This is a genomic window from Microbacterium sp., from assembly GCF_047602155.1.
Classification (GTDB): domain Bacteria; phylum Actinomycetota; class Actinomycetes; order Actinomycetales; family Microbacteriaceae; genus Microbacterium.
On the sequence record NZ_JASGHZ010000001.1, the window covers coordinates 43,122 to 68,709 of the forward strand.

General features: G+C 71.1%; 21 protein-coding genes, 1 tRNA gene and 1 pseudogene. 11 read left to right on the top strand and 12 right to left on the bottom strand.

The window, feature by feature from the left end; translation table 11 throughout:
* Nucleotides 1–12 precede the first annotated feature (12 nt).
* On the top strand, nt 13–738 hold the full coding sequence (locus QM720_RS00210) for an ABC transporter ATP-binding protein (protein ID WP_415123932.1): 726 nt from the start codon (nt 13–15) through the stop codon (nt 736–738).
* A 190-nt stretch (nt 739–928) separates the two neighbouring features.
* Nucleotides 929–1,906 carry a hypothetical protein gene (locus QM720_RS00215; RefSeq protein WP_415123934.1) on the top strand — a complete coding sequence of 326 codons (978 nt, stop codon included), beginning with the start codon at nt 929–931 and terminating at the stop codon, nt 1,904–1,906.
* Between the two features lie 105 nt (nt 1,907–2,011).
* Here the strand turns inward: QM720_RS00215 and QM720_RS00220 are convergent, their stop codons facing one another.
* The 7 genes from QM720_RS00220 to QM720_RS00250 all read right to left on the bottom strand — a co-directional run bounded on the left by QM720_RS00220 (nt 2,012) and on the right by QM720_RS00250 (nt 11,385).
* Nucleotides 2,012–3,562: an FAD-dependent oxidoreductase gene (locus QM720_RS00220; RefSeq protein ID WP_415127751.1), complete on the bottom strand. Its 1,551-nt coding sequence runs from the start codon at nt 3,560–3,562 to the stop codon at nt 2,012–2,014.
* Complete coding sequence (locus QM720_RS00225) at nt 3,562–4,434, bottom strand: FAD:protein FMN transferase (protein ID WP_415123936.1); 873 nt, start codon at nt 4,432–4,434, stop codon at nt 3,562–3,564. Before QM720_RS00225 ends, QM720_RS00220 begins: the two co-directional genes overlap by 1 nt.
* Nucleotide 4,435: 1 nt before the next feature.
* A complete protein-coding gene (locus tag QM720_RS00230; protein WP_415123938.1) occupies nt 4,436–4,945 on the bottom strand; it encodes a hypothetical protein in 510 nt (169 codons plus the stop codon).
* 158 nt (nt 4,946–5,103) lie between these two features.
* On the bottom strand, nt 5,104–6,138 hold the full coding sequence (locus tag QM720_RS00235; RefSeq protein WP_415123939.1) for a ribose-phosphate diphosphokinase: 1,035 nt from the start codon (nt 6,136–6,138) through the stop codon (nt 5,104–5,106).
* Nucleotides 6,113–7,585 (bottom strand): bifunctional UDP-N-acetylglucosamine diphosphorylase/glucosamine-1-phosphate N-acetyltransferase GlmU, encoded by a 1,473-nt coding sequence (gene glmU, locus QM720_RS00240; protein ID WP_415123941.1) that lies wholly within the window; start codon nt 7,583–7,585, stop codon nt 6,113–6,115. The genes QM720_RS00235 and glmU overlap by 26 nt, the downstream gene beginning before the upstream one ends.
* A 1-nt stretch (nt 7,586) precedes the next feature.
* Nucleotides 7,587–7,658, bottom strand: a tRNA-Gln gene (locus QM720_RS00245).
* A gap of 124 nt (nt 7,659–7,782) precedes the next feature.
* Nucleotides 7,783–11,385, bottom strand: a complete 3,603-nt coding sequence (locus QM720_RS00250; protein ID WP_415123943.1) for a glycosyl hydrolase 53 family protein — start codon at nt 11,383–11,385, stop codon at nt 7,783–7,785.
* Between the two features lie 173 nt (nt 11,386–11,558).
* Here QM720_RS00250 and QM720_RS00255 point away from each other — a divergent pair, with 173 nt between their 5' ends.
* Nucleotides 11,559–12,056, top strand: a complete 498-nt coding sequence (locus QM720_RS00255) for a MarR family winged helix-turn-helix transcriptional regulator (RefSeq protein WP_415123945.1) — start codon at nt 11,559–11,561, stop codon at nt 12,054–12,056.
* Between the two features lie 137 nt (nt 12,057–12,193).
* On the top strand, nt 12,194–13,438 hold the full coding sequence (locus tag QM720_RS00260) for an MFS transporter (RefSeq protein ID WP_415123947.1): 1,245 nt from the start codon (nt 12,194–12,196) through the stop codon (nt 13,436–13,438).
* A 1-nt stretch (nt 13,439) separates the two neighbouring features.
* On the opposite strand, the gene QM720_RS00265 is transcribed toward QM720_RS00260, so the two are convergent.
* From QM720_RS00265 to QM720_RS00275, 3 genes are all read right to left on the bottom strand, one after another.
* Entirely contained in the window at nt 13,440–13,571 is a 132-nt protein-coding gene (locus tag QM720_RS00265) for a hypothetical protein (protein WP_415123949.1), read from the bottom strand.
* Nucleotides 13,568–13,981 (bottom strand): hypothetical protein, encoded by a 414-nt coding sequence (locus QM720_RS00270; protein WP_415123951.1) that lies wholly within the window; start codon nt 13,979–13,981, stop codon nt 13,568–13,570. The genes QM720_RS00265 and QM720_RS00270 overlap by 4 nt, the downstream gene beginning before the upstream one ends.
* A 75-nt stretch (nt 13,982–14,056) precedes the next feature.
* The gene (locus QM720_RS00275) at nt 14,057–14,338 is read right to left on the bottom strand and encodes a metal-sensitive transcriptional regulator (protein ID WP_415127753.1); all 282 of its coding nucleotides are present in this window, start codon (nt 14,336–14,338) and stop codon (nt 14,057–14,059) included.
* Nucleotides 14,339–14,621: 283 nt separating this feature from the next.
* On the opposite strand from QM720_RS00275, the gene QM720_RS00280 reads away from it, so the two are divergent.
* The 5 genes from QM720_RS00280 (at nt 14,622) to QM720_RS00300 (ending at nt 19,001) form a co-directional block, all read left to right on the top strand.
* Nucleotides 14,622–15,542: an ATP-binding cassette domain-containing protein gene (locus QM720_RS00280; protein WP_415123953.1), complete on the top strand. Its 921-nt coding sequence runs from the start codon at nt 14,622–14,624 to the stop codon at nt 15,540–15,542.
* On the top strand, nt 15,539–16,291 hold the full coding sequence (locus QM720_RS00285) for a hypothetical protein (protein WP_415123955.1): 753 nt from the start codon (nt 15,539–15,541) through the stop codon (nt 16,289–16,291). Before QM720_RS00280 ends, QM720_RS00285 begins: the two co-directional genes overlap by 4 nt.
* On the top strand, nt 16,284–17,108 hold the full coding sequence (locus QM720_RS00290; RefSeq protein WP_415123957.1) for a hypothetical protein: 825 nt from the start codon (nt 16,284–16,286) through the stop codon (nt 17,106–17,108). The genes QM720_RS00285 and QM720_RS00290 overlap by 8 nt, the downstream gene beginning before the upstream one ends.
* Before the next feature lie 320 nt (nt 17,109–17,428).
* Nucleotides 17,429–18,328, top strand: a complete 900-nt coding sequence (locus tag QM720_RS00295) for a sensor histidine kinase (RefSeq protein WP_415123959.1) — start codon at nt 17,429–17,431, stop codon at nt 18,326–18,328.
* Between the two features lie 13 nt (nt 18,329–18,341).
* Nucleotides 18,342–19,001 (top strand): response regulator, encoded by a 660-nt coding sequence (locus tag QM720_RS00300; RefSeq protein ID WP_415123961.1) that lies wholly within the window; start codon nt 18,342–18,344, stop codon nt 18,999–19,001.
* 22 nt (nt 19,002–19,023) lie between these two features.
* Here QM720_RS00300 and QM720_RS00305 read toward each other — a convergent pair.
* Together QM720_RS00305 and QM720_RS00310 are read right to left on the bottom strand one after the other, a co-directional pair.
* A pseudogene (locus QM720_RS00305) lies at nt 19,024–20,833 on the bottom strand (ABC-F family ATP-binding cassette domain-containing protein).
* A gap of 28 nt (nt 20,834–20,861) precedes the next feature.
* Entirely contained in the window at nt 20,862–22,124 is a 1,263-nt protein-coding gene (locus QM720_RS00310) for an MFS transporter (RefSeq protein WP_415123963.1), read from the bottom strand.
* 26 nt (nt 22,125–22,150) lie between these two features.
* Between QM720_RS00310 and QM720_RS00315 the strand changes: the two genes are divergently transcribed.
* Both QM720_RS00315 and QM720_RS00320 read left to right on the top strand, forming a co-directional pair.
* On the top strand, nt 22,151–23,791 hold the full coding sequence (locus QM720_RS00315; RefSeq protein WP_415123965.1) for an ATP-binding cassette domain-containing protein: 1,641 nt from the start codon (nt 22,151–22,153) through the stop codon (nt 23,789–23,791).
* Entirely contained in the window at nt 23,788–25,575 is a 1,788-nt protein-coding gene (locus tag QM720_RS00320) for an ABC transporter permease subunit (RefSeq protein WP_415123967.1), read from the top strand. Before QM720_RS00315 ends, QM720_RS00320 begins: the two co-directional genes overlap by 4 nt.
* The last annotated feature ends 13 nt before the right edge of the window (nt 25,576–25,588 follow it).

Sequence of the window (25,588 nt, forward strand, 5' to 3'; positions counted from 1 at the left end):
GAGGAGAATCAGATGACCATCGTCGAAGACATCACGACGGATGCCGCCACGCCGCAGGCCGTCCCCGCCTACCGGCTGTCGGGGGTGAAGAAGACGTACCAGCAGAAGGGGCGCACGGTGAACGCGCTCAAGGGCGTGGACGTGGAGATCGCCGCCGGTGACTTCGTCACGATCCAGGGTCCCACCGGCGGCGGCAAGTCGACGCTGCTGCAACTGCTGGGGGCGCTGGACAAGCCCACCGAGGGCCACGTGCTGATCGGCGACACCGACCTGGCCAAGGCCTCGAGCACGGAGCTGGAGCGGGTGCGCTCGCGCGAGGTCGGGTTCGTCTTCCAGGCGTTCAACCTCATCCCGACCCTGACCGCGGCCGAGAACGTCGCGATGGGACTGGAGCCGCTGGGCCTCGACAAGATCGAGCGCGACACGCGCGTCGCCGAGGCGCTGGCCCACGTCGACCTCACCGAGCGCGCCGACCACCGGCCCGGCGAGCTCTCCGGCGGGCAGCAGCAGCGCGTGGCCATCGCACGCGCCATCGCCAAGCAGCCGCGGGTGCTGCTCGCCGACGAGCCGACCGGCAACCTCGACGAGTCGATGCGCGACGAGATCCTCGCCGTGCTCGAGCGTCTGAACGCCGAGGGTCTCACCCTGGTCGTCGTGACGCACGACTCGGCCGTCGCGCGCCGCGCGCGGCGCCGGCTGCGCCTGGAGAAGGGCACGATCCGCGACATCACCCGCTGAAGTCGGCCGGACCCGCCAATGAGGTGGCGGGTTCTGTCGCCTCCCCTCACGGGAGGCAGCAGAACCCGCCACCTTTCGGGTCGCGCGCACCCGGCTCATCACCTCCTCCCCAGCCTGCGATTTCCAGAAACTGTCCACAATTCGCACCGAGACGCTCCCACGACCCGCACGGATGATGCAGGGTCGATGGATGCCGATCACTCCTGGCCCGCTCGACCCACAGCTCGGAAGCGTCTTCACCGTCGCGGCAGCGTTGCGCAGTGGGACCACCCCGGGGCGACTGCGGTCACACGACCTCGAGCGTCCCTACCGCGGGGTGCGACGGCGTCGTGAACCGCAGTCGGTCGCCGAGACGTCCGAACCGTTCGCTCTCGACCGGGCGATCCAGGCGCGCGTGCTGCGCGACGCCCGCGCCTACTTCCAGGTCGCGCCGGAGCACGCCTTCCTCGCCGGACGTTCCGCCGCCGTCGCCTGGGGGCTTCCCTGCGAACCGGGCCCAGAGCTGTGCATCGGCGTTCCCGCACCGCATCGCGCACCACGGCGCCCCGGCATCCGAGGAGTGCAGGTTTCCGCAGGCCTCACGAGCATCCGGCAACACGGTGGACTGCGGATCTTGAGCCCCGCCGCCACGTGGGCGGCCCTCGGAGGTGAGCTCACGCATCGCGAACTGGTGATTGTCGGCGACGCCATCGCGCGCATCCCCCGTGATCGCAGCGGCACACCACGCCCCGAACTGCAGCTGGCGAGCCTGCAGCAACTCGCCGCAGCCGCGATGGCGCCGCGGCGGCGCAATCGTTCGGAGCTTCTGCGGGCGCTCGACGTCATCCGTGTCGGCAGCATGTCGCCGCTGGAGACCGACTATCGGCTCTTGGCATCGAGCGCGGGGTTGCCCGAGCCACAGCTGGATGTCGAGATCAGGGATGCCGCCGGCGTCCGGATCGGGATCGGTGATGTGGTCTACCTCGAATGGATGACGATCGTCGAGGTCGAAGGAGACCAGCACCGCACGAGTCGCGCCCAATGGCAACGCGACCTGAGCAAGTATGCGGCGTACGCCTCCGCGGGATACGAGGTCGTGCGACTCGGCGGCGACCAGATCCGCGGTCACGGCGCCCCCGGCGCCGCGATCGTCCGCGATGCGCTTCGGCGGCGCGGGTGGCGCGGTTGATCCCCTGAGGCATACGGGTGCACGTTCTGTCCCCTCAAGTCGGGCGAGAGGACGGTTCGCGCCACCGAATCGCGCAGGCAGGAAGGCCCGCAATCGAGGCCGGACTCAGTAGCCCGAGAAGGCGTCGGTCGTGATCGAGCGGGCCCGCTCCAGCGCGGGGGCGAGGTCGGCGATGAGCCCGGGCGGGCCGGAGATGTAGGCGTGGCGGGCCGAGATGTCGGGGACGACCTGCAGCAGGCCGGCGGCATCGAGCCGCACCCCGCGCGCCCACTGCCAATTGTGCGGCAGCGACGCGGGCTCGTTGCGGGTGAAGACGATGACCGGGATGCCGGCGGCCTCGAGGTCGGCGCGGAACGCGAGCTCCTCGGCATCCGAGGCGACGTAGACGAACACGACATCGCGATCCTGGTCGCTCAGGCGCAGGTGGCGCAGCTGCGACACGAACGGCGTCACACCGATGCCGGCGGCCACCATCAGCACGGGTGCCGATGGGCGCGCGGGCAGCACGAAATCGCCCCACACGCCCGTGACGGCCAGCCGCTCCCCCGGCTCAACGAGAGCGAGCGCCTTCTTGTAGCTCGACTGCGAGCCCTCGCGCAGCGCGATGCGCACCTCGGGCAGCTCCTCGGGAGCCGACACGATGCTGAACTCGCGGCGCGTGCCGCGCGCGTCGGGGTGCGGATGCGGCACCTCCAGCTCGAGGTACTGCCCGGCGACGAACCGGAACCGGCGCTCGGCGCGGAACACCAGCTCGCGCACGCTCGGAGTGAGCACGACGCGCTCGAGGAACGTCAGGCGCACCGCCGTGCGGCTGGCGAGGGCGAACGCGAGCAGGTTGCCGATCAGCAGCGCCCGCTCCTGCCCGAGGCTGATGACCCCGAGGTCGATGGGCCAGCCGGCGAGCGCGCCGACGAGCGCGGCGACGGTGAACTGCTGCCAGCGCCGCGGCGGCAGGGTGAGGGGCTCCGACAGCATGAACGCCCCGAGGAACAGGAACGGCGACGACCACAGCAGCTGCCAGAACACCTGCACCGCGTCGACGTCGAGCCCGGCCTGCTGGTACTGCATCGAGGTGCGCACGAACGCGACCGTCACCGCGATCACGACGAACACCGTGACGACCCGCAGCTTCTCGGTGCGCACCAGCACGATGAACCCGAGGAGCAGCACCGGCGCCGCGAGGTACGGCGATCCCACCCACCACGACGAGGCGCCGAGGTCCGGCAGCCAGATGCTGAGCACCGTGAGGACCGCGGCGCCGACGGCGGCGGGATTGAACACGTGCCGGCCCTGCCATGCCAGGACGAACTTGGATGCCGACGCCACGACGCCCGCGATCGCGAGCCCGGCGAGGGCCAGCGGCTCCAGCGTCGGCCGCAGCACGAACACGAGGATCAGCGTCGTGATCAGCGACGACTCCCACCGCCACGCCGTGCCGAGGATGCGGTGCGCGACGACGTCGGTCGCGGCGCACGCGGCCGCCAGCACGGCGTAGGCGGCGAGCAGTTCCACCGGCGACGGGGCGACGAGCCCGAACAGCGCCAGCACGAACGCGACCACCGCGAGCGCGGCGAGCGACAGGACGACGAGCCGGTACATCGAGTACCGCCCGACGACGGCGTAGAAGCGGGTCCAGGCGGCGGTGAGCGTCGACATCACAGGAACAACTCTGCCGTACATCCGGGCGACCACTCGATCCGGCCGTCGGTGGTCATGCGCACCCACGCGATGCCGTGCGCGTGCGCGAAGCGCGGGCCGCCGTCGAAGAAGAGTGCGGTGGCGGCGGCATCGGCGCGCATCGCGTCGCTTGCGACCGCCCACGTCGCGGCGATCGCGCGCACCGGTGCGCCCGTGCGCGCGTCGAGCACGTGGTGCAGGCCGCCGCCGTCGGCCCCGACCCACGCCCGGCGGTTCACGGCCGAGGCGCAGAGGGCGGCATCCGTCATCTGCCACACGCCGATCGCGCGGGACGGGTCGTACGGGTGCTCGAGCCCGATCCGTTCGGTCGTGCCGCGCAGCGCGAGGTCGCCGCTGGCATCGACGACGATCGGACCCTCGGTGCGGCCCTGCAGGTACGCCAGCACGAGGTCGACGAGACGCCCCTTGCCGACCGCGCCGACGTCGATCGTGGCGGGCCGGGTCAGCCGCAGGTCGTCGTCCCAGCTCAGCAGCTCTCGCCAGCGGGCGGGGGCGGGGGCGGGGCCGAGGTCGGTGAAGCCGTAGCCGGCATCGTAGCCGCGGCGGGCGAGCGCGTCGCCGACGAGCGGGTTGACCGCGCCGTCGGTGGCGGCATCCAGCGCGACGTACAGGTCGAGCATCGCCGCCGCATCCGGCGGTGCCGGGGCGGCTCCGCCCACGGCCAGGGCGGTCACGAGCGAATCGGAGCGGAACCGCGACCAGGCCCGGTCGAACCCGTCGATCAGGCCGCGCACGCCGTCGCGGGTCGCCGCGTCGAGCGGCGCGGCGGTGTCGATGCGCCACCGGGTGCCGATCGCGTCGAACTCCCACGCCGTCACGGCGACGGTCATCTCACGCCGCCGCTTCGGCCTTGATCTCTTCGATCGCCTCGTTGAAACCGCCGCTCGTCAGCGAAGATCCCGCCACCCGCGACACCGAGATCTCGTCGATGTCCTTGCCGACGACGACCGCGGCGATGCCGCCGATGAACTCCGACTGGTACTCCTCCGACTCGCGCTTGCTCGGGGTGCCGGTGACCTCGACCGCCGTGATGATGTCGTCTTCGAGGGTGATGGTGACGCTGATGGTCTCGACCGATTCGGGCGTCGAGTACGAACCCTCCGCCGTGTAGGTGCCGTCGACGTAGTCGCTGTCGGAGGCGGTCGAATCGGTCGTCGGCTCGGCGGTCGGGGTGGTCGTGGCCGTCGGGGTGGAGGTGCTCGCGGCTGTCGGGGTGGTCTCCTCCGCGTCTGCGGCGGTGCCGCATCCGGCGAGCGCGACGACGCCCACGACGGATGCCGCGGCCAGGCCGGCGCGGAGGTGACTGTGCTGGGGCTTCGGTACGGCGGTGGTGCGGATCATCCGGATCCTCCTTCTGTCGTTCCCGGCTGGGGTGTGCTCCCACGCTAGGGGGCGACTTCCGACATCCTCTCTCAGATTCCTCTGCGTCAGCTATGAATGCGAGTGAATAGATCTCGCGTCCGCTTCGCGCGCAGAATCGGAGCTGGAGGCGCGGTGTCTCAGGCGGCGCCGTCGAACATGCTCGTGACCGAGCCGTCTTCGAAGACCTCGTGGATCGCGCGGGCCAGCAGCGGTGCGATCGGCAGGATCGTCAGCCCGGGGAACTGCTTCTCGGGCGGCAGCGGGATCGTGTCGGTGACGACGACCTCGTCGATCGCATCGTCCTGCAGGCGCTCGGTGGCCGGGGCGCTGAACACGGCGTGGGTCGCGGCGACGATGACGCGCTCGGCGCCGTTGGCCTTCAGCGCCTGCGCGGCCTTGACGATCGTGCCGCCGGTGTCGATCATGTCGTCGACGAGCAGGCACACCCGGCCCGCGACGTGACCGACGATCTCGTTGACGGTGACCTGATTGGCGACGTTGGGGTCGCGGCGCTTGTGGATGATGGCGAGCGGCGCATCGAGGCTGTCGGACCACTGGTCGGCCACGCGCACCCGGCCGGTGTCGGGCGAGACGACCGTGAGCTTGGCGCGGTCGTCGGCCGAGAGGGTGCGCTCGAAGTACTCCAGCAGCACGGGCTTGGCGAACAGGTGGTCGACCGGACCGTCGAAGAAGCCCTGGATCTGCGCCGCGTGCAGGTCGACGCTCATGACGCGGTCGGCGCCGGCGGTCTTGAACAGGTCGGCGACGAGGCGCGCACTGATCGGCTCGCGCCCGCGGCCCTTCTTGTCCTGCCGCGAGTACGGGTAATAGGGCGCGACGACGGTGATGCGCTTGGCGGAGGCGCGCTTGGCGGCATCCAGCATGATGAGCGTCTCCATGAGCCACTCGTTCACCGGCGGGCCGAACGACTGGATGAGGAACGCGTCGCACCCGCGGATCGACACCTCGAAGCGGGTGAGGATCTCACCCGACGCGAAGGTGCGATGCTCCGTCGGCACGATCTCGGTGCCGAGCGCCTCGGCGACCTGCTGCGAGAGCGCCGGATGCGAACTGCCGCTGGCGACGACGAGACGCTTCTTGGTCTTGGCGACGAGCCCCGGGGCGATGCCCCGCGCGACGTCCAGGTCAACCGTGTTCTTCTTGCGCCCCATCGCCCTGTTCCTGTGCGGACCGGGACCGGGCCGCTGCCGCGGCTGCGGCGGTGCCCGGTCGGTGATTGTCGACCCACCCCTCGATGTTGCGCTGAGGGGCGACGCTCAAGGCGAGCGCGCCGGGCGGGACGTCCTTGCGGATCACCGCGCCGGCGCCGGTCTTGGCGCCATCTCCGATCCTAACGGGCGCGACGAACACGTTATGGCTGCCGGAGTGCACCTCGTCGCCGATCTCGGTGCGGTGCTTGGTCACGTCGTCGTAGTTGGCGGTGATGGCACCGGCGCCGAGGTTCACGCCGCGGCCGATCGTCGTGTCGCCGATGTACGACAGGTGCGGCACCTTGCTGCCCTCGCCGATCGTCGAGTTCTTCGTCTCGACGAACGTGCCGATCTTGCCGCCGGCGGCGAGCACGGTGCCCGGCCGCAGGTAGGCGAACGGGCCGACGGTCGCGTTCGCGCCGATGACGGCGAGCGTGGCGTCGGCACGGCGCACGGTGGCGTTCTCGCCGACCTCGCAGTCCTCCAGGCTCGTGTCGGGGCCGATCGTGGCGCCGACGGCGACCGTCGTGGCCCGCAGGATGTGGGTGTTGGGCAGCACCGTGACGTCGGGGGCGAGGGTCGCGGTGACGTCGATCCACGTCGTCGCCGGATCCTGGATCGTCGCGCCCGCCAACTGCCAGCGTCGCACCGTGCGCGCGTTGAGCAGGCGCCCGGCCTCGGCGAGCTGGGCGCGGTCGTTGACCCCCAGCGTGAGGGTCGCGTCGGCGACGACGGATGCCGTCACCGGCAGCCCGCCGGCGCGCGCCAGCCCGATCACGTCGGTGAGGTACTTCTCGCCCTGCGCGTTGTCGGTGCCCACGCGCGCGAGCTCGGTGCGCAGCACCGTCGACCGGAAGACGTAGACGCCGGCGTTGATCTCGGTGACCGCCGCCTCGGCGGCGCTCGCGTCCTTCTGCTCGACGACGCGCGCCACCGACCCGTCGGGGTCGCGGATGACGCGGCCGTAGCCGGTGGCATCCGGCAGCACCGCCGACAGCAGCGTCACCGCGGCGCCGGACGCGCGGTGGTCACCCACGAGCGCGCCGAGGGTGCCGGCGTCGAGCAGCGGAACGTCGCCGGAGAGCACGAGCACGTCGCCGGCGAAGTCGGGGATCGCCGCGAGCGACACCTCGACCGCGCGGCCCGTGCCCGGGATCTCGTCCTGGTCGACGACGATGACCTCGTCGGCGATGCCGGTCACGGCGTCTGCGACGAGGTCACGCTCGTGCCGGACCACCACCACGACGTGCCCCGGGCCGAGGTCGCGCGCCGTGTCGAGCACGTGGCCGACGAGCGGGCGCCCGCCGATGCGGTGCAGCACCTTGGGCAAAGCCGACTTCATCCGCGTCCCCTGCCCCGCCGCGAGGATGATCACGGCGAGGTTCGCGTCGAGTGCGTTGTTCGTCATGCTCCGCCGCCAGGATTCGAACCTGGGCCTCACAGCTCCAAAGGCTGTCGTGCTGCCGTTACACCACGGCGGACCGCGCCGGGCGCTCACGCCGCGGTCGCCCGTCCAGTCTGCCATGCGCGCAGCACCGGTCAGGTGGTGGGATGCCGGGGGTCGGGCCTCCCCCGGCATCCCACCGGTCTGTGTTCGCGCGGCGCCTACCGCGTGACAGCCACGGTGAGCGGCTGGCTGACGGTCGCACCGGCGGCGTTGCGGAACTCCACGACGTAGACGTGCGAGCCCTTCGGCGCTCCGGCCACGACCAGCCGGGCCGTCTGCGCGGCCGGGGTGTGCGCACTGAGCACACCCGCGGCGACCACGACGCCGTCGGCGAAGAAACGGTAGCTCGTCGCGTTCGTTCCCCACCACAGGTTGGCCGTCACGGTGAAGGCTCCGTCACCGTCCCAGTTGTCGTGGCTCAGGACGGGCACACCCGGGCTCGCCGCCGTCACGGTGACGGTCATCGCGTCGAGGGTCGTCTCACCCTGCGTGTTGGCCAGCACGGCGGTGTAGCGGTAGGTGCCGTTGCTCTTCCCGCTCACCTTCACGGTGGCCGTCTGGGCGGCGGTGCCGTTCGCCGACAGGGGCACGGTGGCGATCAGCACGCCGTTCTCGAAGAGCCGGAAGCTCGAGGCGTTCTGCCCCCACCACAGGTTCATCGTCACGGTGTAGTCGCCGTCCGCAAGGCCCGTGTCCCAGCCGTTGTCGTTGCTGAGCACGCCCTTCGCGGGCACCGCCGTCGCACTGTCGGCGTCACGACGGACGAGTCCGGCGCGGGCCTGCGCGAGCGCATCCGTCGCCGCCGTCACCTGGGCGGTCGTCGGCCAGTCGGCCACGACGACGATCCGCGCGCGCTGGATCGCCAGCGGCACCGGCGCGTACGACCACTCGGTGTAGTCGGCGGCGGCGAGGCCCGCGAGGTCGTCGGCGGATGCCGCCAGTGCGGTGGTGTCGACGCGATCGCCGGCCCGCACGAGCTGCAGCGCGTCGACCGTGCCCCACGTCCCGGCGCTCAGCGAGGCCGTCACGGCGACCGTCAGCACGCCGTCGGCACCGACCGTGAACTCCGGCGTCGTCGCGGTGCGCCACGCCTGCCAGCCGTCGAGCGCGAGCGGTGCCGACGTCGTGCCGGTCGCTGTCGTCGCCTGCACCCGCAGCTGGTCGGTGGCGCCCTCCCCGTCGCCCTGCGCCGTCGCCGCGAGCGTGTACGTGCCGGGCGTGACGCCCGTGATGCTCTGCGTCACGGCGAAGGCGTACGCGGTGCCGGCCCAGAACGAGACGGCACGGCTGCCGGCGGCGGCATCCGTCGTCGCCCCGATCGCGGCCCCCGTACCGGTGACCTCCCACATGCTGACGTCGGTCTGCTCGAAGCCCGGGTTGCGCACCCACTGGCGCGCCGTCACCGTGACCGTCGCGGTGGCCGCGAGGCCCTGCGACGTGGTGCCGGAGATCGTGTACTGGCCCGTGCTGCCGATCTGCCCGAGCACGTCGGCCCACGTGACCGATTGGATCTGCACGCTGCCGTTCCAGCGGCGGACGTCGACCTCGGCGGGTAGCGTCACGGCATCGCCCTCGACGACGGTGCGCGTCACGGGGACGACCACCGGCGCGGGCTCCGCGCCGCTGAGGACGAGCCCTTCCCACGCGTTCTGCACACGGCTCAGGGCCGCGGCGACCATGCTCGCGTCGGGGGCCGCCGAGGCCAGCACGACGTCGGCGATCACGAGGGCGGCATCGAGCGGGGCCAGCGATGCGGCCGTGACGATCGTGCGATCGAGGGCTTTCGCGCGATCGACCGCCGCGCGCAGGGCTGTCGTGTCGGCCCCGCTGGCGGCGCGCGTCAGCACGACGTCGTCGATCGTGCCCCACGCACCGGCCGGCAGGGAGACCGTGATCGTGACGGTCGCCGTGCCGTTCGCCGGCACGGTCACCGCATCGGTCGTCGGCGTCGACCACGCCTTCCAGCCGTTCAACTCGAACGGCGCGCTGGCGCTGCCCGCGGCACTGGAGAGCGCAATGGTCATGACGCTGGACGCATTCTCGCCGTCGCCCTGCAGCGCCGCCGACGCCCTGTAGGTGCCCGCCGCAAGCCCCGTGACCTTCTGCGAGAGGGTGAACGAGAACGCGGATGCCGCGTAGAAGTGCGCCGACCGCGTGCCGGTGCGGGGGTCGTCGGTCGCGCGGATCGTGAGGCCGCTGCCCGTCTTGGTCCACATCGAGACGTCGGCATCCTCGAAACCGGGGTTGCGCAAGAGGTTGACGGCGAGCACCGTCACCGTCGCGGTGGTCTGATGTCCGCTCGCGGTCGTGCCGGCGATCGCGTAGGTGCCGGGACCGGAGATGAAGTCGGCGGCTTCCGACCACGTGACGGCATCCTGCTCGGTGGATCCGTCGTTGTACGTCAGCGTGACGCTCTGCGGCAGGGCGATGGTGGCGCCGTCTTGCACCGTGATCGCCGGCTGCTCGACGGAGGTCACCGCGCGCGGCGCGATGGCGCCGGTGCGGGCGTAGGCGAACACGTCGAGCGACTCCAGCGGCGTGCCGTCGAAGGCGAACAGGGCCTGGTTGTCCCAGGCCGAGCCGCCGTACCACTGGCCCGCGTCGTCGGGGTCGTACTCGCCGGCGTAGCTCGACGCCCAGCCCGAGCCGTCGCGCTCCCACAGGAGCTTGTTCTGCGCGAGTTGCGCGGGCGTGCCGACCGGCAGCCATGCCGGCTCCCAGTAGAAGACGCCGATGCCCGCCGACCCGACGCTCGCGACGGCCTGGATGACATCGCGCACGGCCGACGCCTGGCCCTGCACGCTCACGGGGTACTGCGTCGCCTCACTCGGCAGGTCGATCGTGTTGCCGTGACCGTCGCCGTCTTCCAGCGTGTACGCCCAGCTCGTCTCGGCGACCATGACCTTCTTGCCGTACGTGTCGGCGACGTTCTTCAGGACGCTCGTGAGGTTGGCGAGCGTCCCGTGCCAGTACGGGTAGTACGACGAGGCGAAGACGTCGTAGTCGACGCCGGCGGCGGCGAGGTTCGCGGCGTAGCCGGCATACCGGCCCGCCGTCTCGGGGTTCGTGAAGTGCAGCGCGACGAGGGCGTCGGGGAAGACCTCCCTGACGGCAGCCGACCCGGCGGAGAAGATCTGCGCCATGTTCGCCCACCCGGTCACGCCCGCGACGCCGTTGTTGGTCTCGTTGCCGACCTGGACCATCTCGACGTCGACGCCCGCGTCGGCGAACTGCGCGAGGGCATCCGTCGTGTAGTCACGCACCGCGGCGGCCTTGTCGGCGACCGACAGGTCCTTCCACGCCTTGGGCGCCTTCTGCTTGCCCGGATCCGCCCAGAAGTCGGAGTAGTGGAAGTCGACGAGGACACCCAGGCCCGCCGCCGTCGCGCGCTCGCCGATCTCGACGGCGCGGGCGACGTCGACTTCGCCGCCGCCGTAGCCGTGGCCGTCGGCGTCGTAGGGGTCGTTCCAGACGCGCACCCGGACATCGGTGATGCCGTGCTCCTTCAGCACGTCGAACAGGTCCGCCGGCTGGCCGTCGTCGTCGCGGAAGACGACGCCGGACTCCTCGAGCGAGAGCACGGACGACACGTCGACGCCGCTGATGAAGTCGTCCGGGAGGTTTTCGACCTTCGGGACCGTGATCCCGGCGGAGACGGGGGTCTCCGTGTCGTCGGCGATCGCGGCCGCGGGCAGCGTGAGGCCGCCGATGATGACGGCGGCGACGATGCCGAGCGCGGGCATGCGGAAGCGGGTGCGCATGGAGTTCGATCTCCTTCGATCTACGATGCCGCGGCCCGTGCGACAGGACTGTTACCGGTCACAGTGTGCGTCACCCGGCGAGCGCGTGAGAAGCTCTCCGGCCACTCTGTTACCGAAGTGTTATCGACAACATGGCGGATGCCGCGCGGATGCCGAGCCGGGATAATGGGAGCATGACCACCGAGCACGACGAAGTCGACCGCATCGTCGTCGCGTGGGGCACGCAGCGCCCCGACCTCGATTTCTCGCCGCTGGAAGTGCTCTCCCGCGTCGACCGGCTGTCGCGGCACCTCGACCGGGCGCGGCGCGAGGCGTTCCGCCGCAGCGACCTGGAGCCGTGGGAGTGGGACGTGCTGTCGGCGCTGCGCCGCGCGGGCGAGCCGTACCAGCTGAGCCCCAAGCAGCTGCTGCAGCAGACCCTCGTCTCCAGCGGCACGATGACCAACCGCATCGACCGCCTCGTCGCCCGCCGGCTCGTCAGCCGCGAGGCCGACCCCGACGACGGCCGCAGCGTGCTGGTGACCCTCAGCGACGACGGCCGCATCCGGGTCGACGCCGCCATCACCCGGCTCGTGGATGCCGAGGCCGCGCTGCTCGGCGCGCTCCCCCGCACCGACCGCGAGCGCCTCGCCGGACTGCTGCGCAAGCTCAGCCTGAGCTTCGACGCCTGAGGCGCGCCAAAAGCAGGCTCAACCGCACTCGCCGGCCCCGTGGGACCGCCGAATCGACGTTTCAGCCTGCTTTTGGCACATCAAGGGTGCAACACCAGTACCTGTCGGCGCGTCGGGCGGTGTGATCTGATGGCGAAGTGACCCCTCCCCCGCCTGTGCAACCGGCCCGCCTGTTGTCATCGGCCTCGGCGCTGTTGTGGGGTCTGCAGTTCGCCTTCCTGAACCCGGTGCTCGCCCTCCTCCTCACGTCGCTCTACGACGCGACGCCCGCCGACGTCGGCTGGGTGCTCGTGGTGTACAACGTCGGCGGGTTCATCGCGTCGCTCGTGCTGCCCGGCTGGGCCGACCGCACCGGCGACTACCTGCGCGCAATGCTGATCTGCGGCGTACTGACCATCGCCCTCGCCGGCACCCTCGCGCTGGCGACCGCGCTGCCGCTGGCCGTCATCGCCCTCGTCGTGCTGGGCGGTCCCGCCGGCGTGGGCAGCACGCTGCTGTATGCGGGATTGCGCCACGCGGGCGCGGCGACCGCGCAGGTCATGAACACGCGCGCCATCGTGTCGTTCGCGTGGGTCGCAGGGCCGCCCGTCGCGACGCTCCTCATGGGCGCCCTCGGCGACCGATCGATCCTCGTCGCGATCGCCGTCGTCGGCGTCGGTAACGTCATCACCACGATCCTGATGCTGCGGCACCGGCGCGCCGCCGCGGCGGGCAACCCTCTGCCGACGGACCCCGTCGATCCCGGCATCCCGGCCGCGATGACGGATGCCGTCGAGCCCACCCCCGCCGCACCCGGCGACCGGCCCGGCTGGCCGCAGCTGATCGCCATCCTGCTCGCCTTCGTCCTGCTGCAGGCGACGAACAACACGATCATGACGGTCATGACCCTGTTCGTGACGGCGGGGCTCGACCTGCCGGTGTTCTGGGGCGGCATCGTGCTCGGCGTCGCGGCGCTGCTGGAGATCCCGGCGCTGTGGCTGATCGGACGGTTCAGCGGCCGGTTCTCGTCCCACGGCCTGTTGATCAGTGGATGCGTCGCCGCCGTCGTCTACTACGCTGCGCTGGCGTTCGTGCACGATCCGATCGCCCTGATCGCCCTGCAGGTGCTCAACGCCTGGTCGTTCGCCGCGCTCCTCGGCATCGGCATGACGTTCTTCCAGGAGGTCATCCGCGGCGCGGGCATCGCCACCGGGATCTTCATGAACACCCGACGGGTCGGCGCGATCCTCACCGGCCCGATCATCGCGATCGCCGGCATCCCGGGATTCGGCTACCCCGGCATGTTCCTCGTGTGCGCGGCACTCACCGCGATCGCCGCCGTCGTCCTCCTGGCTGCGCAGTGGGTGACGCAGTGGGTGACGCGGCACTCGAGCCGCGCCTGAGTCAGAAGAAGTTCACCGCGATGCAGCTGGACATCAGCACGACGAAGCCGACGAAAAGTGCGACGGTCAGCCACACGGCACGCGGCGAGCCCTCAGCCTCGTCGACCGGAGCCTCGTGAACCTTGTCGCTCATGCGCCCACCAATCGTCCGATGTCCATCACGAGAGCCACGGCGAGCACGACGAACACGACCGCCATGAAGCCGGTGTACATCCAGCGGTAGCGATGGTTCGAGATCCAGAACCTGCGCACGCCGATGACGCCGTTCACGGCCGCGAACAGGCACAGCGCGATGCTCAGCGGCGTGGCGATCATGCCCGCGACGGCAGCGACGGGGATGAGGATCGGAACGGCGAGGTAGGTGATGAGACAGCGGATGCCGGACACGATGATCGCCGTCCGGAACGCCCGCTCGGCGCCGCGCGCCGCGCGTTTGTCGGTTGCCGGCACCCGCAGGAGCGCACGCATGAATCGGTCGGCGCGGGGAATCGTCGGCTCGGGACGGATGCCGGCATCCTGCGCCTGCGCCTCCACAGTGGTCATCCCCCTCGCCTCCTTTCCGTCACGTTCTGGACAGCATCACTACCGACTGTAGCCGCTCATCGGGCGCAGCAGGCGTCAGGACCGGACGAGGCGGCGGATGGCGCCGCTGGCCTCTTTCAGCTTCGCCTCGGCAGTGTCGCCGCCCTCGTGGATCGCGTCGGTCACGCAGTGCCCCAGGTGATCGTCGAGCAGCGTCAGCGCGACGGATTCGAGCGCGCTGGTGACGGCGGCGATCTGGGTGAGCACGTCGATGCAGTAGCGGTCGTCGTCGATCATCCGCGCGATGCCGCGCACCTGCCCCTCGACCCGGTTCATCCGGCGCTGCAGCGCCTCCTTGTCCAGCGAGTATCCGTGCATGCGGTGGCCTCCGGCATCCACGATACCCCTTCGGGGTATTGCGGGTGCCGGCTGCTTCAGGGCCGGGCGCGCGGCCCGAAGGCCGAGCGTGACCCCTGCCCGCCTCAGCGGCGGAAGGCGCAGCAGCCCTCGAGAAGCAGGGCGAAGACCGTCGCCGTGGCGCAGGGGCGTCTCGCGCCGGCAGCCGCCCGAACAGTTCCACCCGTGGTTGGCATCGCACCCCTTGGGCGCCTCCGTAGCGTCGAGGTGGATCGAGATTCACCGCGCGAAGTCGGAGGTTGTTGTGAGTATTCACCTACTGTCGTTGAGCAAGCGATACGGCAAGAACTGGGCCGTCCGCGACCTCTCGTTCGAGGTGCAGCCGGGAAAGGTGACCGGGTTTCTCGGACCGAACGGCGCGGGCAAATCGACGACCATGCGTTCGATCGTGGGCCTGGATCGTCCGACCTCGGGCGAGGCACTGATCGGCGGGCGGCGGTACGCGGGACTGCGTGCGCCGCTGCGGGAGGTCGGCACCCTGCTGGATGCGAAGTCGGCGCACCGATCCCGCCGGGCGGTCGATCATCTGCGCACGGTCGCGACGACGCACGGCATCCCCAGGAAGCGTGTCGATGAGGTGATCGGTCTTGCCGGTCTTGAGAGCGTCGCGAAGCGGAAGGCCGGGAAGTTTTCGCTGGGCATGAGCCAGCGCCTCGGGATCGCGGTCGCGCTGCTGGGCGATCCGCACACGCTGATTCTCGATGAGCCGGTGAACGGCCTCGACCCCGAGGGCGTGACGTGGATGCGGAACCTGCTCGCGCATCTGGCGCGCGAGGGGCGCACCGTGTTCCTCTCCTCGCATCTGTTGAGCGAACTGTCGCTGGTCGCTGAGCACGTCGTGGTGATCGGACGGGGCGAACTCATCGCAGACGCCCCGCTGTCCGAGCTGACCGCGCACGAGGAACGGGTTCGGGTGCGCACCGGGCAACTCGGCGAACTGTTACGGCTGCTGGTCGCACCCGGCGTCGCCACGACCTCGCACGATGCGGCCATGGCCGACATCGTGGGGGTGCCTGTCGAAGAGATCGCGCAGCGGGCGGCGGATGCGGGGATCGTGCTGCTCGAACTCTCGCCGGTGCAGCGCACGCTGGAAGAGGCGTACACAGAGCTCACGAGCGATGCCGTCGAGTACCGCGCCGGCGACGAGGGTCGGGGCGCGTCATGACCTCTGATGCCGTGACGCGGGCGACGCCTGTGCGAGTGATGCGGGCGGAGTGGGTGAAGTTCGGCACCCTCCTCTCGAACCCGATCACGATGTGCGTCGCGTTCCTGTTGACCCCGGGATTGGCGGTGCTGCTCGTGTGGGCGCGGAGCGCGCAGTCGGTGACGCCGACGGAACTGCTTGCCGGGGCATCGTGGGCGCAGATGCTCGTCGCGGTGCTGGCGGCCGTGTTCGCGTGCACCGAATGGTCGTCCGGGACGAGCCGGGTGACCTTCCTCGCCGCCCCGACCCGGTGGCCGGTGCTCGTCGGCAAGGCGGTGGTGATGGGTGTCACCGCCTTTCTTGCCGGTGCTCTCGGCGCCGGCGGCGCGCTGCTCGCCGGCGCGATCGGCGGCGTCGATCTCACCGGACATGCGAGCCTGGCGGTGCGGCTCGTGGTCGGCGCCGGGGTGTACCTCGCCGGGATCGCGATCCTCGCGGTCGCGATCGGGGTCATCGTGCGCGACCTGGTCGCCGGCATCCTGACCGTGATCGGGTTCATCTGGGTGCTGCCGCTCGCGATCACGTTGATCCCGTGGGAGCCGGTCCCGCACGTCGTGCCGTATCTTCCGTCTCCCGCGGGTGGCCTGCTGATCGCGGCGGACAACCCGGCATCGCCGCTCACCGCGTGGGGCGGCGGGGCGGTGCTGTTCGCTTGGGCCGTCGCCGGCGTGCTCTGCGCAGCGCTGGTGCTGGGTGGCCGTGATGTCTGACCAGAAGGAGGTACCCGTGATGGATGCCGACACGGCACGCGCGGCGCGCCCGGCGTGGGCCGGCGCGATCAGCGCGGAAGTCTTGAAGCTCTCGACGCTGCTGTCGAACCGTATCCTGCTTCTCGTCGCGGTGGTGATGATCGCGGGCTCCGGCGGGCTGCTCTCACTCGGCATGATCTCCCGGCTCACCGACCCACGGTTCGCCGGGCAGGAGATCACCGCGACACCGATGCAGTTCGTCGACAGCGTGCTGTGGGCGCAGATCGTCGTCGCAATCGTCGCCGTGCTCGCCATCACGAACGAATACACCTCCGGTCAGGTACGACTCTCGCTGCTCTCGCTGCCGACACGCATCCCCTGGCTGGGCGCGAAGGCGCTCGTGCTCGGTGCCGCGGGGTTCCTCGTCGGTGTGAGCGGGTCGGCCATCGCGCTCGGGCTCTCGGCCGCCATGCTGACGGGCACCAACGTGCACTACGCGGTCTCCTTCGGAGAGGCCGCGTCTTTGAGCGTGAGATCGGGGCTGTACCTCGCGGTGATCGCGATCTTCGCGGTGGGCGCCACGGCGTCGATCCGTCAGGTCGTCGCCGCGCTGATCGCCGTGCTCGCGCTCTTGATCGTGCTGCCGCCGGTGCTCTCCTCGATCCCCGGGGTGAGAGACGTGGTGGACTATCTGCCGACCCTCGCGGGGCGCCGTCTGATCTCCGATTTCGAGACGACGGCGCAGCTCACCCCGTGGGCAGGGTTCGGGGTGCTCGCCCTCTGGGCCGCCGCCGCGCTCGCGCTGTCCGCTGTGCTGCTGAAAACCCGCGACGCCTGAACCTCGGGAGAATGGGAGCGAGGAGGGCTGAACCGGTGAGCATGCAGATCGGCGATCTGCGCCGTCCGCCCGCGAAACCGCTGGCCTGGCTGCGTCGCCATCCCGTCGTGGTCGATGCGGTGGTCGTGGTGCTGGCGTGTGGACCGTATCTGGCGGCGCTGATCTCCCGCGCCGACGACGTCGGCTGGTGGGGATACTCGTTGCTCGCGATCACCGCGGCCGCGTTGTTTCTGCGCCGCCGGTGGCCGTTCACGATGCTCATCGTGGTCGCGTGCGCGTGCGCGTTCAGCCCCATCGCGAGGCCGGGGATGGCGTTCCCGATGATCCCGTTCGCCTTTGCACTCTTTGCCGTCGCGTCGACGCAGTCCACCCGGCGCGCGGTGGCGGGCTACGGCACCGGGGTCGCAGCGACAGCGCTGGCGACGATCCCGTACTCCCTCAGCGGGACGCAGCCGCCCCTGGTGGCGCTGTTCGAACCGTTCTCGTTGGTCGCGCTCGTGATCGGCGTCATCGTGAAAAGCCGCAGGGATCAGCAACAGCGCCTTGTGGAACTCGTCAACGAACGCATCGATCACGCCGCGCTCGCCGAGCGGACGCGCATCGCCGCCGAAATGCACGACGTGGTCGCGCACGCCCTCACGGTGATCGTGTCGCTTGCGAATGGCGCGACGAGCATCCGAGAGAAACAACCGGAAAAGGCCAACGCGGCGGTCGAGCAGATCGCGGTTGTCAGCCGCGATGCCCTCGATGACATGCACCGCACGCTCAACCTGCTCCGCGCATCCGATGCCGGTCTGAATGAGAACCTGCATCGCTCGGGCGACAATCTCCCGACCGTCGAAGAGCTTGTCGAGCGTTTCCGCATCGCGGGGCTCCCGGTGACGCTCACCCGCGACGGCGATCCGCTGCCCGATGACGTGGCCGTGCGGCAGGCGGTCTTCCGCATCGTGCAGGAGTCGCTGACGAACACCCTCCGTCACGCGGATGCGCCATCGGCGGCCAGCGCGACGATTCGGCAGGAGAACGCCCGGATCGAGGTTCAGATCGAAGACGACGGATGCCCCCAGACGGCGCCGCACACCCCGGGACACGGGCTCGTCGGCATCGAGCAGCGCGCCCGCGCATTCGGCGGCCACGCGGAGGCGGGGCCGCGACCCGGCGGGGGGTGGCGCACGATTGCCGTGCTGCAGCCGGACAGAGAGCGAGGGCGCGATGGCTGATCCACGGACCCGGGTGCTGCTCGTCGACGATCATGCGCTGATCCGAACCGGGAACGCGCTCGTGATCGAGGCGACCGACGACCTCGACGTCGCGGGCGAAGCCGGCAGCGGCGAAGAAGCCGTCTGCCTCGCAGCATCCCTGCGACCCGACGTGGTCCTCATGGACCTGCGAATGCCTGGTATGGGCGGGATCGAGGCAACCAGGCAGATCACCGCCGCGCACCGGGAGACACGGGTGATCGTGCTCACGACGTTCGATCTCGATGAGTACGCCTTCGGCAGCCTCCGTGCGGGCGCGAGCGCCTTCCTCCTCAAGAGCGCCACGGCGGCTCAGCTCACCGACGCGATCCGCACGGTCGCAGCCGGAGACAGCGTGCTCGACCCCCGCATCACCAGAAAACTGATCGAGACCTTCGTCGTTGCTGACGCTCAGACCCGTGCGGCCACGGCCACCGGGCCGGATCCGCTCGCCGTGCTGTCACCGCGAGAAATCGACGTCTTCTCCTGCGTCGTGGAAGGCCTCGCCAACGCCGAGATCGCCACCCGGCTCTTCCTCTCCGTGCCGACCGTGAAAACCCACGTCAACCGCATCCTCGCCAAGCTCCACGCCCGAGACCGCGTACACCTCGTCATCATCGGATATGAGAACCGCATGCAGAGCACGTCCAGCTAGCCCCTCTTCGCAACCGCGCTCCTCAGCCTGCGGAGTTTTCGACGACCTCGCCCAGTTCGAACCAGCGCTCCTCGAGATCCTCCAGTTCGCTCTCCAGCGCGGTGATCCGCTCCATCTCCAGGCCAAGACCTACGTAGTCCGACTGGTCGTGATCGGCAAGAGCGTCCCGGCCCTTCGAGATCTGCTCCTGCACCTTCCCCATCCGCCGCTCCACGGAAGAGAACTCCTTCTGCGCGGCGCGCAGGTCGGCGCCGGAGAGGGTGGCCGGCGACGTTTCGTCTCGCTTCGCTCGCTCAACGACCGGTGCGGACGAGCGGGAGGCTACCCGCAGCCGCAGGTACTCGTCCACGCCGCCGGGCAGGTGCCGCAGCTTCCCGCCGAGGATCGCGTACTGCTGATCGGTGACGCGCTCCATGAAGTAGCGGTCGTGGCTGACCACGAGGAGAGTCCCCGGCCACGAGTCGAGCAGATCCTCGATCGCGGCGAGCATGTCGGTGTCGAGGTCGTTGGTGGGCTCGTCGAGGATCAAAACGTTGGGCTGGTCGAGCAGGACCAGCAGCAGCTGCAGGCGCCGCTGCTGCCCGCCGGAGAGGTCACTTCACCGGCGTCGACAGCTGCGCCGACGAGAACCCCATCCGCTCCAGCAGCTGACCGGGGGTCAGCTCGGTCGCCTTCGAGCCGATGCCGAACGTGTAGTTCGTGCGCAGCCGCGAGATGACGACCCGCACGGGCTCGTCGAGGTGCTCGTCGAGCTCGTCCATGCGCTGCGTCAGGGTCGCCACTTTGACCGTCTTGCCGCGCTTGACCCGCCCGCTCGTGGGCTCGATCGCGCCGGCGACGAGGCCCAGCAGGGTCGACTTGCCGGCGCCGTTGACGCCGAGGATGCCGGTGCGCTCCCCCGGCGCGATGCGCCACTCCACCCCGGTCAGCACCGGCCGGTCGTCGTAGGTGACCCCGGCGTCCAGGAGATCCACGACGTCCTTACCCAGGCGGGAGACGGCGAGCGACTGCAGCTGCACCTTGTCGCGGATCTCGGGCACGTCGGCGATGAGCACGTTCGCCGCGTCGATGCGGAACTTCGGCTTGCTCGTGCGCGCCGGGGCGCCACGCCGCAGCCACGCGAGCTCCTTGCGCGCGAGGTTCTGCCGGCGCTGCTCGATGGCGGCCGCCTGCCGGTCGCGTTCGACGCGCTGCAGGATGTATGCCGCGTAGCCGCCCTCGAACGGCTCGACGATGCGGTCGTGCACCTCCCAGGTCTTCGTGCACACCTCGTCGAGCAGCCACCGGTCGTGGGTCACCAGCAGGAGCGCGCCGGCATTCGCCGTCCACCGCCGCGTGAGGTGCTGCGCGAGCCAGGCCACCGCCTCGACGTCGAGATGATTGCTGGGTTCGTCGAGCGCCAGCACGTCCCAGTCGCCGACCAGCAGCCGTGCGAGGGCGACCCGGCGCCGCTGACCGCCGGACAGCCCCGCGACCGGTCCGTTCCAGTCGAGGTCGCCGACGAGGCCCGCGATGACGTCGCGGATGCCGGCATCCCCCGCCCACTCGTGCTCCGGCCGGTCGCCGACGATCGACTCTGCGATGGTCAGGTCGTCGTCGAGCGTGTCGCCCTGGTCGAGCACGCCCACGCGCACTCCGCTGCGCACGGTGACGCGTCCGGCATCCGGCGACAGGCGCCCCGCGAGCATCGCCATGAGGCTCGACTTGCCGTCGCCGTTGCGCCCGACGATGCCGATGCGGTCCCCTTCGTCGACGCCGAGCGAGACGCCGTCGAAGACGATCTTGGTGGGAAACTCCAGGTGCAGGCCTTCGGCCCCGAGCAGATGTGCCATGTCCCGTCCAGGCTACGCGAGGGTCGGGTCAGCGGCGCACCCACATCCACCGGCTCCCGACGAGCCCGGCCGAGGTCAGCAGCGCGGCGGCGAGCGCGAGCCAAGGCAGCGCCGCCGCGGGCTGCGGGAGGGACGCGGCACCGAGGAGCGCGCCGACGACGACGTTGCCGACGAGGACGGCGAGACCCCCGCAGGTGGCGAGCAGACCGAAGTACGAGCCCGTCGGCAGCGCGCCGGCGAAGCCGCCCACCGCGCCGAGCGCCGTCGGCAGGGCGAACAGATGCCCCGCCGTCAGCAGGGTCGCCGCCGCGAAAGCGGGCAGCAGCTCCCACCCCGGCGCCGGAGCGAACGGCGCGGCGATCGCGAGCACGAGGAAGGCGGAGGCGCCGCACAGGTATCCGATGCGCAGCGCCGCGGCCGACGGCAACCGGCGCGACCAGGAGGCGACCGGCAGCTGCAGCGCGACGGTGAGGACCGACACCCACGCGAAGATCGCGCCGAGGGCGAGAGCGCCGGCATCCACCCGCCGAAGCTCGACCGGAAACGCGAGATAGAGCTGGTTGTACGCGAGCAGGTCGACGCTGTGCAGCGCGGCGAAAGCGACGAAACGGCGGTCGGTCAGTGCCGCGGGCACGCGCCCGGGTCGCCGTGCCGGCCCGCCGGAACGGCGCGGCGTCTGCGGCAGCCGCCACCAGAGCAGACAGCCGATGACGGCGAACAGCCCCGCCCCCGCGACGGCGACGACGGCGAACCCCCGACCGAGCAGGAGCGCGCCGACCAGCGGCCCGGTCGCCGCACCGAGCTCGCCGGCGACGGTGAGCCAGGCGAAGAGGTTCACGCCCCCGCTGCGGCGACGGTCGGCACCCGCGACGAGCGTGTTGAGGGCGGGTGAGAACATCGCGCCGCCGAGCCCGGTCAGCACGGTGCCCGCGATGAAGACGGACAGGAGCGGCGGCTCGGGCGCGGTCCCGAGCTGTGGCCACAGCGCCGCGGAGAGCAGCAGGAACCCGGATGCGCGCACGCCGCAGCCGACGAGGATCAGTGCTTTCGCGCCCCAGCGGTCGGCGAGCACCCCGCCCACGAGGAACATCCCCTGCTGCGAGAACGCCCGCACGCCGAGCACGAGCCCCACGGCGGCTCCGCCGAGGGCGAAGTCGTCCGTCAGGACCACCGCGATGAACGGCACGACGGCGTAGAAGCCGACGTTGAACAGGAGCTGCGTCCCCAGCAGGGTCGCCGGTGCGGCGATCCGGGCGTCGTCCCGAGACGTCGTCGCGATTTGGTCACGCATACGTTTAAATGATAATCATTATCAATATGGCTCGTGAATCCACCCCGGCGCTCGACGTGACCGACCTCCGCATCCGGATCGGTGGACATCCCCTCGTCCACGGTTCGACCTTTCGCGTCGACCGCGGCGAGCGGGCCTGCCTGATCGGCGAGTCGGGGTCGGGAAAGTCGCTGACCGCCGGGGCGATCCTCGGCAACCTCCCTGCCCACGCCGTCGTCGAGGGCAGCATCCGCGTGAACGGCATCGAGGTGGCGGGCATACCGGCGCCCCGGCGCCCCGCGCAGGCTCGCGTCGCGGCGGTGTTCCAGGATTCCGCCGTGGCGCTGAACCCCCTGGTCCGGCTGGGAGCCCAGCTCACCGAGCCGCTGCGCCGCCACCGGTCGCTCTCGCGCGACGACGCCCGTCGCGCCGCCGTCGACCTCGCCGCCTCGGTGGGGCTCCCCGACCCCGAACGGCTGCTGCAGCGGTTCTCCGGCGAACTCTCCGGCGGACAGCGGCAGCGGCTGTGCATCGCGCTCGCGCTGGCCTGCGGCACCGGCCTGATCGTGGCCGACGAGCCGACCTCGGCGCTGGACGTCATCACGCAGCAGCGCGTGCTCGAGGTGCTGCGGCGCTACACCGCGGGTCCGGATGCGCCGTCGCTGCTGTTCATCACGCACGACATCGCCGTCGCCGCGGCACTGTGCCGGCACGGCGTGGTCATGCGTCAGGGCGTCGTCGTCGACCAGGGCCCGCTCGACGCCGTGCTCTCGGCGCCGGAAGACGCCTACACGCGCGAGCTGGTCGAGGCCGCGCGCGCCGCGACGATCTCGCCGGGCCTGCGGATGTCACAGCCGGATGCCGATGACGCACCGCGCGACGACACGAGCCCCGACACGTTCATCCACGTCGACGGGGTGAGCCGGTCGTATCCGCTCCCCCGCCAGCGCCTGTTCGGCACGACGCGACGGCACGTCGCCCTGCACCCGACGTCGCTCGACCTGCGCCCCGGCGAGCGCGTCGGCCTCGTCGGCGCCTCGGGCTCGGGCAAGACCACGCTCCTGCGGCTCATGCTCGCACTCGAGCCCGGCGACACCGGCACGATCTCCTGCCGTTCGCGCACGGTGCGCCCGGCCGGGGTGCGCGAGCTGCGCTGGTACCGGCGCGCCGTGCAATACGTCCCGCAGGATCCCGCGAGCACCCTCGACCCGCGCATGAGCGTGCAGCGGCTGCTGCGCGAACCGCTCGCCCGCCTCGGCGTGCCCGGGGACCACGATGCGCTGATCCGCAGCGCGCTGGACGCGGTGCGCCTCGGCGACGGCTTCCTTCACCGCCGGGCGGGCGAGCTGTCGGGCGGTCAGGCGCAGCGGGTCGCGCTGGCCCGCGCCGTCGCGACCGAGCCCGAGTTCCTCTTCGCCGACGAACCGGTCAGCGGCCTCGACCTTCCGATGCGCAAGGAGGTCGTGGCCCTCCTGCGCCGCCTCGCCGACGAACGCGGCATGGGGTTGGTGCTCGTGTCGCACGACCTGTCGGTGGTCGCCGACCTCTGCGCGCGGACGATCGTGATGCACGATGGGGCGATCGTCGAGGACCGCCCCACGACCGAGGTGCTGTGCGCACCCGAAGACCGGCGCACGCGGGAACTCCTCGACGCCGTGCCCGTGCTCACGGCAGGGGCGGCGCGATGAACCCCCGACCGGCACTCGTGGCGGCATCCTCCCGCGTCGTCACCATCGTGGGCGTCGTCTTCCTGCTCAGCATCATCCCGCTGCTGTCGGGACGCGACCAGGCCGTGTCGATCTTCCGCGCCCGCTCGGCCGAGGGCGAGATCACGGAAGAGGCTCTGGAGGCGATCCGGCGGGAGATCGGATTGGATGCCGGCCCGTTCGGGTCGTTCACGACCTGGTTCGGCGGTGTGCTGCGCGGCGACCTCGGCGTGTCATGGGTGGCCCGCAAGCCCGTCGCCCTCGACCTGGTCACGACGCTCGGCACGTCGCTGACGCTGATGCTCGCATCGTTCGGCGTCGCGGTGGTACTCGCCGCCCTGCTCACGGTGCCGACCTTCCGGCGGGGACTCGCGGGGCGCCCGGCCCGCACCGGCGGGGGCGCGGCGGCGGCATTCACCGCCCTGCCCGACTTCCTGCTCGCGTCGGTCCTGCTGATCGTGTTCGCCGTGTGGCTCGGCTGGTTTCCGCCGTACGGATGGCGCGGTCCGCAGTACGTCGTGCTCCCCGCGCTGGCGATGGGCATCCCCGCCGGCGGATTCCTCGGGCGGATGCTCTCCGACGCCCTCGCCGACACCTTCGCCGAGAAGTGGATCGCCACGTGGCAGGTCGCCGGCTCCTCGAACGCCCGGATCGTCCTCGCAGCGCTGCGCCGGACGCTGCCGGGCATCGCCGCGCCGCTGTCGCTCGTGCTCGTGAGCATCACGGCCAGCGCCGTCGTCGTCGAGCAGGTCTACGCGATCCCCGGGATCGGGCGCACGACCATCGGCGCCGCGCAGGCACAGGATCTGCCGACGCTGCAGGGCGGCGTGCTGCTGCTCATGCTCCTCGCCGTCGCGTTCGGCGTGGGCGTCACGCTGCTGCGGGTGGCCCTGCTCGGCCCGGCGCTGCGATCGAGCTCGCTGCCGGCGCCCGTGCCGCGCGCCCCGAGCTCGGCGTCGGCGCTGATCCTGCCCGCGGCCATGCTCGTCCTCCTCGTCGTGCTCATCGTCGCGGGGCTCCCCCGCGACCCCTACGCGCTCGACTTCACGCGGCTGCAGGCGCCCGACTGGACGCTCCCGTTCGGCGCCGATGCGAGCGGGCGGGACGTGCTCGCCCGGGTCTCGCACGGCGCCCTGTCCACCCTCGGCACCGGGGTCGTCGTCATGCTCGCGTGCCTCGCGCTCAGTCTCGTCGTCGGCCTGTTCCCGAACGCGGCCGCCGGCCCCATCGAGATCACGAACGCCGCCCCGCCGATCCTCGCCGGCCTCATCGTCGCCGCGATCATGGGGCCTTCCGCCGTGGGGGCGGCAATCGCCGTGGCCGCCGTGAGCTGGGCGCCGCTGGCCTCGCACACCGCGGCCCTCGTCGCCGAGGCCAAGGCGCAGCCCCACATCGCGATCGCGCCCGTGCTCGGCGTCGGCCGCGTGCGACTGCTCTTCCACTACGTGCTGCCGGGCGTGATCGGCCCCGTGTTCCGGCACGCCTGCCTGCGCCTGCCGGGGATCTGTCTCGCGCTGGCCGCGCTCGGCTTCCTCGGTCTCGGCCCGCAGCCCCCGGCATCCGACTGGGGACTGGTGCTGTCCGAAGGCCTGCCCTACGTCGAACGCGCGCCGTTCCTGGTGGCCCTGCCCGCCGCGGCGCTGATCGCCCTCGGCGTGTTCGCCGTCTCGCTCTCGAACGTCACCCTGCGACGCCGCACCGGCCGTACCGCACCGGATGCCGTCGCCACCGCGCACGACCCCGCGCACCGGACACCGGTGCACTGAAGAAGAAGAAAGG